The organism is Marinifilum caeruleilacunae (assembly GCF_013141825.1).
GTDB lineage: Bacteria > Bacteroidota > Bacteroidia > Bacteroidales > Marinifilaceae > Marinifilum > Marinifilum caeruleilacunae.
Window position 1 is genome coordinate 1 of sequence record NZ_RZNH01000032.1, and the last position, 12,123, is coordinate 12,123.

General features: G+C 37.0%; 9 protein-coding genes. 6 read left to right on the forward strand and 3 right to left on the reverse strand.

What is annotated here, in order from left to right; translation table 11 throughout:
- Window positions 1-215: 215 nt before the first annotated feature.
- The 3 genes from ELS83_RS16175 to ELS83_RS16185 all read right to left on the reverse strand — a co-directional run bounded on the left by ELS83_RS16175 (window position 216) and on the right by ELS83_RS16185 (window position 3,296).
- Window positions 216-464, reverse strand: a complete 249-nt coding sequence (locus tag ELS83_RS16175) for a DNA-binding protein (protein WP_171596589.1) — start codon at window positions 462-464, stop codon at window positions 216-218.
- Window positions 465-568: 104 nt separating this feature from the next.
- Window positions 569-1,927: a sensor histidine kinase gene (locus ELS83_RS16180; RefSeq protein ID WP_171596590.1), complete on the reverse strand. Its 1,359-nt coding sequence runs from the start codon at window positions 1,925-1,927 to the stop codon at window positions 569-571.
- The gene (locus ELS83_RS16185; RefSeq protein WP_171596591.1) at window positions 1,917-3,296 is read right to left on the reverse strand and encodes a sigma-54-dependent transcriptional regulator; all 1,380 of its coding nucleotides are present in this window, start codon (window positions 3,294-3,296) and stop codon (window positions 1,917-1,919) included. The genes ELS83_RS16180 and ELS83_RS16185 overlap by 11 nt, the downstream gene beginning before the upstream one ends.
- A gap of 250 nt (window positions 3,297-3,546) precedes the next feature.
- Here ELS83_RS16185 and ELS83_RS16190 point away from each other — a divergent pair, with 250 nt between their 5' ends.
- The 6 genes from ELS83_RS16190 to ELS83_RS16215 all read left to right on the forward strand — a co-directional run bounded on the left by ELS83_RS16190 (window position 3,547) and on the right by ELS83_RS16215 (window position 11,986).
- Window positions 3,547-4,797: an efflux RND transporter periplasmic adaptor subunit gene (locus ELS83_RS16190; RefSeq protein WP_171596592.1), complete on the forward strand. Its 1,251-nt coding sequence runs from the start codon at window positions 3,547-3,549 to the stop codon at window positions 4,795-4,797.
- A 4-nt stretch (window positions 4,798-4,801) separates the two neighbouring features.
- Window positions 4,802-7,150: an ABC transporter permease gene (locus tag ELS83_RS16195; RefSeq protein WP_171596593.1), complete on the forward strand. Its 2,349-nt coding sequence runs from the start codon at window positions 4,802-4,804 to the stop codon at window positions 7,148-7,150.
- A gap of 18 nt (window positions 7,151-7,168) precedes the next feature.
- On the forward strand, window positions 7,169-7,852 hold the full coding sequence (locus ELS83_RS16200; RefSeq protein WP_171596594.1) for an ABC transporter ATP-binding protein: 684 nt from the start codon (window positions 7,169-7,171) through the stop codon (window positions 7,850-7,852).
- 51 nt (window positions 7,853-7,903) lie between these two features.
- The gene (locus ELS83_RS16205; RefSeq protein WP_171596595.1) at window positions 7,904-10,342 is read left to right on the forward strand and encodes an ABC transporter permease; all 2,439 of its coding nucleotides are present in this window, start codon (window positions 7,904-7,906) and stop codon (window positions 10,340-10,342) included.
- A 33-nt stretch (window positions 10,343-10,375) separates the two neighbouring features.
- Window positions 10,376-10,666, forward strand: a complete 291-nt coding sequence (locus tag ELS83_RS16210) for a hypothetical protein (protein WP_171596596.1) — start codon at window positions 10,376-10,378, stop codon at window positions 10,664-10,666.
- Window positions 10,667-10,741: 75 nt separating this feature from the next.
- Window positions 10,742-11,986 (forward strand): hypothetical protein, encoded by a 1,245-nt coding sequence (locus ELS83_RS16215; protein ID WP_171596597.1) that lies wholly within the window; start codon window positions 10,742-10,744, stop codon window positions 11,984-11,986.
- The last annotated feature ends 137 nt before the right edge of the window (window positions 11,987-12,123 follow it).

Here is a 12,123-nt window from a genome sequence, read left to right on the forward strand (position 1 = left end):
GTAGGTCATTTCCCCTTCTTCAACTTGACGTACAACTGACAATTTAAAGGATAAATTATAATTTCGTTGGGTACGCCTTGCTACAGTCTTTCTCAATATTTTCATAAATAAGTCGATTTACTGTCAACTTATTTCAGGACGGGACAGATCTACTAAAAAAGGGTTTTGATAATATTCAAAACCCTTTTTTATTTATTTGATGTCAAATTCCCTTTTTAGGCATTCTCCAAAATACGGAAAGCGTGATCTAAAATTGTAGTATCATCAAGTTCAACAATACCTCCATTAGGTCCTTGTTCAACGTGGATTCCTGTACTTTTACCTTCGTCAAAATTTGTTCCACCAAAATAATTTCTAACTGTTTCTACGTTTAATTGTAAATCTTCCGCAATCCTTTGCATGCTGCCATCTGGCAAACGATCCTTAATTTGTCTTAGCTCATTAAATGTGATTGTCTTAGTCATATGCTGTATATTTTATTAAGGGTTAGAAATATATTTGCCCTTTAAATTTAATGAAAGAATTTCTTAAATTAAAATTATTAGAACGTTAATTCTTACAGCTATAACTAAAAAGTTAATGTGAAACTGGTTCTCTCATCCGGCACCGAATGAGCTGTAATGGTACCTCCATGCAAGCGTAGGATCTGTTTCGACAGGCTTAAGCCAATTCCCGAACCTTTCGGTTTTGTGGTAAAGAATGGAATAAAAACCTTATCTAAAACTTCCTTAATAATTCCTTGACCATTATCGTTTACCTGTATTGAAATCCTGCCTCTTGAATTCATATAAGCCTTAAGCTCGATTTTTGGATTTTCAGAGTGCTCCAAAGCATGAATCGAATTCTTAATTAAATTGATTAAAACTTGCTCTATGAGCTGCTCATCGGCCGAAAGTTCGATGGATTCAGGATTGATACTAATTTCACATTCAATTCCATTTCTCCTGATTTCCTCTTCCATTAATCGGTGGATGTTATCAAATAACTTCTGAACCTGGAAAATGCTGAAATTCGGTTTCGGAATTTTGGTTAAGTTTCGATAAGTATCAACAAAGTGGAGCAGACCGGAACTTCTTTTGTGTATGGTTTCCAATGCCATCTTCACCTCGTTTAAGGTTTCTAAATCTTCCTCCTCGAAACGGTTGGTATTGTTCTCACCAAAATCATCCAGAATTGTGGTAAGGGTTGTAGAAAGAGAAGAAATTGGAGTAATGGAATTCATAATTTCGTGGGTTAAGACACGAATTAGCTTTTGCCATGATTCAATCTCCTGTTCCTCCAACTCGTACTGGATATTCTTTATCGATACAAGAATTACCTGGCGATTATTGATTTTAAACTCGGTGGCATATACAGCCAACTGCAGAATGTCATCATTGTCGTTTACCTTAATTAAGGTGTTTTCTCCGTGCTTCAGGCTCAATAAAGAATCAACAAGATCGGGGCTAAACGATTTCAAATCCTGAATCATTTTCAGATTGCTGATCTGGAACAGCTTTTTCGAAGCATTGTTGATCATTTCTACCTTTCCATCGCGATGAAATGCAATTAAACTGATTCCAATGTGCTGGATTACAGTTTGCAGGTAAAAATAATGCTCTTCTTTTTCTGCACGGATTTTTTGAAAATCGGTAATTACCGCATTGAATGACTCTTGTAATTTATCAAACGAACTGCCCAGGCCTTGTACCTGGAAGTTTCTTGTAAAGTCGGAATAGCGAATCGATTCAAGAAAATTCTTAAGCAGTCGGTTTGTTTTTTCTACATACCTGATAATTTCATAAACCTGGTATATTATGGCAATAAAAGTCAGGCTCGCTGTAAAGTATAAGCTTTTTTTAGCGACCAGGTAGAATAACAGGAATATCGTTGCAGAAAGAACGATAATCCTGATAATAAAATTAATTCGGAAACTTTTATAAACCATATTTTTCTAGTCTTCGGTATAGAGAGGTTCTTGTTAGTCCAAGTTCGCCTGCTGCTTTAGATATATTTCCTTTGTTTGTTTTTAAAACCTTTTGGATGATATTTTTCTCCACTTCTTCCAGGTTGTAGGAGTCAAACTCTACATCGTCTTGCTGACTTCTTTCCATGCTAATTTGAAAATCGCCTGGTTCGAGGTTTTTATCATCGGCCATAATTACAGCTCTTTCCATTTGGTGCTGTAATTCTCGAACATTACCCGGCCATCCGTAATCATAAAGCTTGTTAATGCATGCTTTCGATAGTGGACTGATTCTCTTCTTGTATTTCTTCGAATAGATTTCAAGGAAATGATCTGCCAATAAAGGAATATCTTCATATCTCTCTCGTAGTGGAGGAAGACCTATTTCTACAGTGTTAATTCGGTATAATAAATCCTGACGGTATTTTTCTTCTGATGCCATTTGTTTTAAGGGCATGTTTGTCGCGCATATCAAGCGAATATCGATTGGAATTGGTTTGTTTGAACCCACACGAATTACTTCTCGCCTTTCTAAAACAGTTAATAGTTTGGCTTGCATTGGCAAACTTAGGTTTCCAATTTCATCCAGGAATAAAGTTCCTCCTGAAGCAATTTCGAATCTGCCCGGGCGATCGGTTCTGGCATCGGTAAATGCTCCTTTCACATGACCAAATAATTCGCTTTCAAACAAGTTTTCGTTTATCGAACCAAGGTCAACACTTACAAATACTTCATCTTTTCTGCTCGAGTTTCGATGAAGAGCTCTTGCAACAAGTTCTTTACCTGTTCCGTTTTCGCCAAGAATCAGAACATTGGCATCGGTTTTGGAAACCTTGCTAATGGTTTGAAATACTTGCTGCATTTCTGGCGACGTACCAATAAAATCGTTAAAAGGTTGATCGAGAACAGCATTCAGTTCTTTTTGCTTTGTTTTTAGTTCGCTAACTTCCTCTTTCGATTTACGAAGCTTTATGGCCGAAGAAATGGTTGCCAGAAGTTTTTCGTTCTGCCATGGTTTTAAAATAAAATCTGTTGCTCCGGCTTTAATTGCTTTTACCGATTTTTCGATATCGCCGTAGGCAGTAATAAATAAAACTACTGCTCTTGGATCGATTTCAAGAATTTTGTTTAACCAATGGTATCCTTCCTGCCCACTAATGGCATCTTTGGTAAAGTTCATATCCAATAGAATCACATCGTATTCTTCCTGTTTCATTAGTTTCGGAATCATTTCAGGATCCGATTCGGTATGAATTAACTCTACATGTTGTTTTAAAAGTAATTTCAATGAAAATAATATATCTTCATTGTCATCGATAGCCAATATTTTTCCGCTCTTTTGCGCTGTCATAATATGATATTTATTTGTGGGTTCGGTTTATTTTGTTTAAATCTGGACTCAAGTTATTACTAATATTTCAGAAATAAAAAAATGATGTACGTAATCGTACACTTTGTGTCTTAAATCCGTTCATACTTTATCGGCAAAATTGTAGTTTTTGTCGATTAAGTATCTGTTATTCAAGATAAAGTTGTATTTGGCATGAAAGTGGTTGTTGTTTTGCTGTGTTTGAAAAAGGTATATAACAAGTCAAAAAAATATGGATAGAATTATCGAGAAGAAGCCGTGGTATCTTCAGAAGAAAAACTGGTACCTGGCAGTTGGCGTAGTAGCCATAGTTATTCTCTACACAGCATTTTTAGGAACATCAGGTTTAAGCTTTAGAGTAGATGAAGAAACACTTTCAATTGCTGATGTTAAAAACGACTATTTTCAGGAGTACATTGCCCGAACTGGTACTGTAAATCCAATAACAACTGTTTATTTGGATGCAATTGAAGGTGGACGAGTGGAAGAAATTTTACTTGAAGAAGGGAGTATGGTTACCAAAGGCGATGTGATTTTACGTTTAAGTAATTCGGAATTGAATTTGCAGATCTTAAATTCGGAAGCCGCTTTTACAGAACAGGTAAACCGATTACGTGATACTCGATTGAGTATGGAGCAAGATCGACTTAATATTAAGCGTAACTTGTTGGATATCGATTTAAATTTGGCAAAAAGTAAAAGACAATATACGAGAAATAAGACCTTCTTCGAGAAGGATTTAATTGCACAGGAAGAATTTGAAGCTTCTCGCGACGATTACTTCTACCATAAAAAGGTGAGGGATTTGTTATTGGAGCGTCAAAAAACAGATTCACTATCCAGAACAATCCAAATTGAAAGACTGGAAGCCAACTTGAGCAAAATGGAAGACAATTTGGATTTGGTTCGAGAGAAACTACAGAATCTGAATGTGAAGGCTCCGGTTAGTGGTCAGTTGGGAGCTTTAAATGCCGAGTTGGGTGAGTCAAAATCAAAAGGTCAAAGACTTGGTCAGGTGAATGTTCTGGACAACTATAAAATAAATGCAATGGTAGATGAGCTTTACATTGCAAGATTAAACAAAGGTTTAAACGCAAATTTTAAATTTAATGGCAAAGAATATCTGTTAAAGGTATCGAAGGTATACCCTGAGGTTCGTAACGGACAGTTCGAAATAGATTTGAAATTTGATGGTAATTTGCCTGAGGGAATTAGAACAGGGCAAACTTTCCGTACCAAAATCGAGTTGGGAGAACCCCGAGAAGCATTGTTAGTACCTCGAGGAGGATTTTTCCAAAGTACAGGTGGACAGTGGATTTTCGTTGTCGATCCATCGGGAGAATTTGCAGTGAAAAGAGAGATCAAATTGGGAAATCAAAATCCGAAATACTACGAGGTTTTGGAAGGATTGCAGCCAGGCGAAAAGGTAATTACCAACAGCTATGAACTTTATGGCGAAGCAGAAAAGTTACTTTTAAAGTAAATCGATGATAAAAATTTTACTCAATACCGTAATTCGAAATTTGTACAAGCAAAAAGCTTATTCCGCAATTAATATTTTGGGATTGGCCACGGGAGTTACGTGCACACTTTTGATACTAATTTGGGTAAATTATGAAATTAGTTTCGATACTTATCACAAGGATATCAATAGGATTTATACCGTTTATGAGAATCAGCAATATGCCGATGGCGATATATTTTCGGTCTATTCTACGCCAAGTCCTTTAGCCGAATCCTTAAAGAACGAGTATCCCGAAGTAGAATATGCTTCGCGAATGGTAAGTACATGGGGGCAGTTGGTTTTATCAGCCAATGGCAAAACCATAGTCGAAAATGGAGGTAAGGTTGTCGATCCTGATTTCTTTAAAATATTTTCGCTTCCAATTCTCTATGGAAACTATACAAATCCGCTGGAGAATGAAAATACGATTGTACTGAGTCGCAGGCTATCGGAACGTTTTTTTGGTGATATCGATCCGGTAGGTCTGACCATTGAAATCAATTCGACCTATCAGTATATTGTTGGTGCAGTGGTGGAGAATGCTCCAGAAAATTCATCGATACATTTTGATTTTTTTCTGCCATTCAAGTTTTTCAGAGATTATTGGCAATACGATTTAAGTGATTGGGAAGCCAATTCATTTCATACATTTTTAAAACTAAAAGATGGAGCCAATACCGATTATTTGGCTGAAAATATAAGGTATCATGTGCGACAGCGAATTCCATACTCTAATGTAGAGCTGGATTTGCAGGCCTTCGACAGGTATCATTTGTACTCAATTAATAAGAACAAAGCCGGACCAATTTGGTATGTACAGGTTTTTCTTTTGGTTGCAGTACTGATACTATTAATTGCTTGTTTTAATTATATGAACTTGGCTACGGCCAGATCAGAAAGACGAGCCAGGGAAGTTGCCATTCGAAAAGTAGTTGGAGCACAAAGACGTGGTTTGGTAGGTTTATTCCTTACCGAATCTATCATATTTACATGCATCGCACTTGGAATGGCCATTGTGTTTGTAGAGTTGTTATTGCCTGTTTTTGGCGATCTAACCAATAGAACATTAACTCTAAATCCGGGCAATTTTAAATTCTTGCTTGCTGTTGTTTTCATTGTTTTAACAACAGGTGTTTTATCGGGAAGTTATCCAGCTTTATTTCTTTCTTCCTTTTTACCCATTCAAGTCATCAGGGGAGTGTTCAGGCAGGATTCTGCCATGTTGCGAAAAATATTGGTTGTAATTCAATTTAGCATGTCAATTGCACTTTTTATTTGCACTTGCGTGATATATAAACAATTGAATTTCTTACAAGAATCGGATATTGGCTACAACAAAGACAATATTGTTTATGTAGAAATGCTGGATGATTTCTATGATGAGTACTCTGAGTTGAAAAATGAATTGCTTAAAATTCCCGGAGTTCATTGGGTTACAGCGGCAAATCAGATGCCGGTAAACTTTTCAAATTCAACCTGGGATGTTGAATGGCCGGGTAAAACTGTTGATGCCGAACAGGTTTTGTTTCAACTCTCCTTTGTTGATTTTGATTTTATTGAAACTTTCGAAATGGATGTAATTCAGGGCCGTGGATTTTCGAAAAAACATGGCGAGGATACTTTAAAGTTTATCATCAATGAATCGGCAGCAGAAAAAATGGGTATGGTGTATACCATTGGTGAGGAAATTACACTTTGGAACTATACCGGAGAGGTGATTGGTATTGTGAAAGACTTTAATTTTAATAGTCTGCAGGTGGGAGTTAACCCACTAATCATGATGCGTAATCCGAGATCTTTTAAATACATTGGTATACGCGTTGGCGAAGATCAGGAACCTATTGTAAATAACATTAGAAAAATATGGACACAAAAATTTCCTGATGTACCATTCAATTACCGATTGCTTGAGGAGGATTTTGATTATTTCTACCAGGCAGAATCAAGAATGGGAAAGCTGTTTGCAACATTCACGGCAATTGCCTTTATCATTTCTTGCCTCGGATTGTTTGGCCTGGTTTCCTTTGTTACCGAGAGCAAGGCAAGAGAGGTGGCATTAAGAAAAGTGTTTGGGGCCAACGTCGATCATATATTTCAATTGTTATACAAAGACATTTTCAAATGGATCATGTTATCGGTAGCAATTGCCTGGGTGCTCTCATTTTTTGCAATGGAATGGTGGCTGAATGGATTTGCCTACAGAATTGAAATCGGAATTGGCATATTTATCCTGGCAGGGATTTTATCAATTCTAATTGCATTTTTAACCATCTATAAACAGATTGCACGCCTGGTTTCAAGTGCTCCTGCCCAAGTTTTAAAATATGAATAAATTATAAATATAAAGGCTATGATTAAAACGAAAAACTTAATTAAGATCTTCCGAACAGATGAGGTTGAAACAACAGCTCTGAACAATGTGAACCTCGAAATTAATGAAGGAGAATTTGTTGCCATTATGGGACCATCGGGTTGTGGAAAATCTACCCTGTTAAATATTATAGGTTTATTAGATAACCCAAGCGAGGGAGAATTACACTTTAATGGTTACCAGGTTGAAAATTACTCTGAGCGCCAAAGAACAAATCTTAGAAAAGAGAACATTGGTTTTGTATTTCAGAGCTTTAACCTGATTGATGAACTTACTGTATTCGAGAATGTTGAATTGCCATTGCTTTATATGAAAGTATCGGGTTCGGAACGTAAAAGAAGAGTGAATGAAGCCTTGGAAAGAATGAATATCGCCCACAGGGCAAAACACTTTCCTCAGCAACTTTCGGGAGGGCAGCAACAAAGAGTTGCAATTGCTCGTGCCGTAATTTCAAATCCAAAATTGATTTTGGCCGATGAGCCTACAGGGAACCTGGATTCGGCGAATGGTGAAGAGGTGATGAACCTTTTAACACAATTGAATGAAGAAGGAACTACAATTATCATGGTAACTCACTCGCCGTCTGATGCCGATAGGAGTCATAGAATTATTCAGCTGTTCGATGGTCATGTAGTTACCGAAAATATGAGACAAAAACTATAATACCCAAGCCCACAAAACCCCACATCTACTTGTTTCATCAATAGAATCGCAATGTTAAAAAATTTCTTAATTACCATTATTCGAAATTTTAATCGAAATAAGTTCTATACAGTCCTTAATGTTACAGGATTGTCGGTGGGATTAATATGTGCAATTTTAATTGTGCTTTTTATTCAGGAAGAATTATCCTACGATAAGTACAATGTAAAGCATAAAAGAATTGTGCGTTTGGCTTCCGATTTTACCTTGAATGGAAAACGCGACCGGGTAGCTACCTCGCCCATGCCTTTTGGACCAACTTTTAAGCAGGAATTTCCTGAAGTGGAAGAGTTTGTTAGAGTTCAGGGGTCGGGAAGACAACAATTCCGATATGGTGAAAAAGAGTTTTACGAGGAACGAATTTCCTATGTTGATTCGAGTGTATTCAGGGTGTTTAGTTATAAGCTTCTGCAAGGTGATCCTGATAAAGCACTAAGCGAACCATACTCTATTGTTTTAAACCAAACGCTGGCCAAAAAGTATTTTGGCGATGAAGATCCGCTTGGAAAGGTATTAATTGTAGGTGAGGATAGATCCTTTACAGTAACTGGTGTAATGGAAGATATTCCGGGAAACAGTCACTTTAGGTTCAGAGGCTTTTATTCCATGAAAACCCTTGAGGCCTTGCGTGGCTCGGAGGAGTTCAATAGCACCGAACCCATTACATTTTGGAGTTTTAGCAATTATACTTTCCTACTGCTGAAGGAAAACTCCAGGGTAGAAGCCATCAAGGAAAAATTTCCGCTTTATTACGAAAAATACATGAAAGCCCTGGGCGATCAGTTGGGAATTGATTACACCCTGGTTGTTCAGAAGCTCGCCGATATCCATTTAAAGTCCGACCTTCAGTGGGATGCACCAACAGGCAATATCAAGTATATATTTATATTATCAGCCATAGCCTTTTTTATATTATCGATTGCTGGTATTAATTATATGAATATGGCCACAGCCCGATCTACCAAAAGAGCAAGGGAAGTTGGTGTTCGAAAAGTTGTTGGGGCGCATCGAGATACCTTGATCAGACAGTTTTTAATGGAGAGTTTATCCTTAACATTTCTGGCCCTGGCAATTGCAATTATTGTAGTAGAGCTGATTTTGCCATTTTTTAATAGTTTGGTGGATAAGGATTTGGCTCTAAGTATTTCGGAGACACCAGAAATATTAGTTTTCAGTGTTCTATTGGCCTTGATTCTTGGTATTGTTTCTGGTAGTTATCCTGCATTTTATTTGTCTTCTTTTCATCCTGCGGTCATTTTAAAAGGATCAACCATAAAGGGCAAAGCAGGTGGAATGCTCAGAAAACTTCTGGTGATATCACAGTTTACCGTATCTGCCATCATGATTAGCGGAACCATAATTGTAGGCATTCAGCTAAATTACATGAATAACAAGGATATGGGATTTAGTAAGGAGGATGTTTTGGTAAGTATCGTTAGAGATTCTCTAATGAGAACCAGGATTGAACCTTTGAAAGATGAGCTCAGAAAAAATCCAAATATCAACACAGTTGCTACCTCTAATACATTAATTGGTTTTGATGGTTCGAAAACTGTGCATTTGTACGAAGGTGAGGAAGGGATGGAACAATATGCCCTAAACTTTAGTGTAATCGATTTTGATTACCTGGATATGATGCAGATGAAAATGATGCAAGGCAGAAAGTTCGACCGGAATATCGCTTCGGATACAAGCAGTGCATTTATTGTGAACCAGGCCGCAGCCAGAAAATTCAATTGGAATGAGAATGCCGTTGGTAAAAAGTTGCAATTGGGCGTTGAGTTAGAGGGAGAAGAGGATGATGATGGAATCATGAAAGGAGAGGTAGTTGGTGTTGTAGCTGATTTTCATTACCGACCTTTGCGTGAAAATATTGAACCGATTAACTTTCTGGTAAGCGAACATGAGAGGTTTCGACGGGTTATGTACGTAAAACTGAATCAGGATAACCGGGAAGAAACGATAAAATATATCGAGAAGGTTTGGAACGAGTTTAGTCCAAAAATGGCCTTTAATTACTTCTTTTTGGATGAAAGATTGAGAGAGAATTATGATTCTGAAGTAAGGTTGACATGGATTTTCTCCATTTTTTCTTTGCTGAGTATCCTTATTGCTTCTCTGGGTTTATTTGGCCTTTCGTCCTTTATTGCCGAGCAGCGAACCAAAGAGTTGGGTGTTCGTAAAGTTTTGGGAGCTTCGGTTAGTCAGCTTGTGTACCTGTTAACCAAAGAGTTTGTGAAGCTGATTATAATAGCCAATATTATAGCCATACCAATTGCCTACTGGGCAATGAATGTTTGGCTGAACGATTTTTCATATCGCATTCAGATTAGTTGGTGGATTTTTCTGCTTACCATCATTGTTTCTTTGGCAATCGGAATTTGTACCGTTGCATGGCAATCGTTCAGAGCAGCCTCTGCCGATCCGGTAAATGCCATTAAATATGAATAAAAACAACAAGCAATAACCTTTAACCTTTAAGTCATGAGAGAAATATGTGTACCCATTCCATTTGCCGATGATAACCAGGTGGCCGAAGTGGAAGTGAAATTTGCAGATCGCAAAATAAGTGTTCAATATAGACTCGAATCATTTGTATGGGACGTGAGCGATGATCCTGAATTTGATCCGGAAAGTGGGATTGCAGAAAATTTATTAAGGATTTATAAGCTAAAGAAGACGATAGCTGATTACGATTCGGATTGGGAGTTGATACAAATTTTTACACCTGCCGAAAACTCAAAATACATCCAGGTTTTATTCAGAAAAAAATAATTTAAATTGCGGCTGTAACTAATAAGAGCTTTGTTCGTCTTACAAACGATTCAAAACAATTAATAAAGCCGCAATATGGAATACCTGATTAAAATCGTACTGTTTTTTTCTTTGTTTTTTAGCTTGTTATTGAATGCCTTAGGCTTAGGAGCCCAAAACTATCCTTGCTATCTGTATGGTTCAATAACTACTGTTGATGGAGATGTATATGAAGGTCCAATTCGTTGGAACGATGAGGAAGTTTTTCTAACGGATGTTTTTAATTCTCAGAAAATTGAAAATCCTTACCTGAAATACCTGGACGAAGAAAAGCCCCAAATAGTAGAGTACAAGAAACGAAGAAGAACTTCATGGTATCGTGTTGAGTACTCCAATGGTTCTACCAATCAGTCATTGATACGAAAATTCGAATGTCGTTTTGGTGATATCAATTCCATTTCGGTTACAGGCAGCGAATCGGTAAACCTTGAATTAAAAACAGGGAAATTCATTAATCTCAAAGGAGGTTCCAATGATGTTGGAAATCAGGTTTGGATCATGGATCATGAATTGGGCTTGCTTAAAATTGATTGGAATAGAATTGATGTAGTTAATTTTTTCAGACCTGAGAACCAGATTCAGGAAAATTTTGGAAATCCAATTTATGGAAAAATTACAACTACAATAGGAGAGTTTACCGGTTTTATTCAATGGGATCATGATGAACGCTTGCTGCAAGATAAACTGGATGGCTTAAGTCGCGATGGCGATATGAATATCCCTTTTGCTAAAATAAAAGAGATAAAAAAGCAAGAGAATGGATCATTGATTACTTTACAATCGGGTCGAGAATTGCATTTAAAATCGTCGAATGACGTAAGCAGAAGCAACAGGGGAATTATTGTAACCATTCCTCAAGTTGGGAGAATTGATTTTACCTGGAAACACTTTTTGTCATTGGAAATTATAGCCCTTCCTCAAAATGTGGTGAACTGTTTTTCTGAATTTAAAGATTCTGAAAGGCTATATGGCAAGCTAACTACCAAGGAGGGGAAAACCTTCGAAGGAGTTATTGTGTACGATCTTGATGAGGCTATGGATTCTGAGGTTCTTAATGGGTTGAATGATAAGCTAGAATTTTCCATTCCTTTTAGAAATGTGAAAAAAATTACACCCAAGGCGTATAATTATTGTTTAGTTGAGCTAAAAAGTGGGCAAAACCTTTATTTAGGCGATCAAACTGATGTTTCGGGAAAAAATGCGGGAATATTAATATTCACCGGAAATGACCAATATGAAATTATCGATTGGGACGATTTGGAGGAAATAGAATTCATGTAAAAAGACCACAAGGACTGGTCATAAAAAAAGATTACAATCATCTAAACATATTGAAAAACCTGATCATACCTTATTTGATCAGGTTTTTTGCTTGTAAACTTCTGATATCGTTCAAACTACAAATGTTTAATTTTTAT

Excerpts from the sequence above, each read along its gene's own strand:
- ELS83_RS16185 (WP_171596591.1), bottom strand. The coding sequence starts at position 3,296 with ATGACAGCGCAAAAGAGCGGAAAAATATTGGCTATCGATGACAATGAA.
- ELS83_RS16175 (WP_171596589.1), bottom strand. The coding sequence starts at position 464 with ATGACTAAGACAATCACATTTAATGAGCTAAGACAAATTAAGGATCGT.
- ELS83_RS16215 (WP_171596597.1), top strand. The coding sequence starts at position 10,742 with ATGGAATACCTGATTAAAATCGTACTGTTTTTTTCTTTGTTTTTTAGC.
- ELS83_RS16210 (WP_171596596.1), top strand. The coding sequence starts at position 10,376 with ATGAGAGAAATATGTGTACCCATTCCATTTGCCGATGATAACCAGGTG.
- ELS83_RS16190 (WP_171596592.1), top strand. The coding sequence starts at position 3,547 with ATGGATAGAATTATCGAGAAGAAGCCGTGGTATCTTCAGAAGAAAAAC.
- ELS83_RS16200 (WP_171596594.1), top strand. The coding sequence starts at position 7,169 with ATGATTAAAACGAAAAACTTAATTAAGATCTTCCGAACAGATGAGGTT.
- ELS83_RS16180 (WP_171596590.1), bottom strand. The coding sequence starts at position 1,927 with ATGGTTTATAAAAGTTTCCGAATTAATTTTATTATCAGGATTATCGTT.
- ELS83_RS16195 (WP_171596593.1), top strand. The coding sequence starts at position 4,802 with ATGATAAAAATTTTACTCAATACCGTAATTCGAAATTTGTACAAGCAA.
- ELS83_RS16205 (WP_171596595.1), top strand. The coding sequence starts at position 7,904 with ATGTTAAAAAATTTCTTAATTACCATTATTCGAAATTTTAATCGAAAT.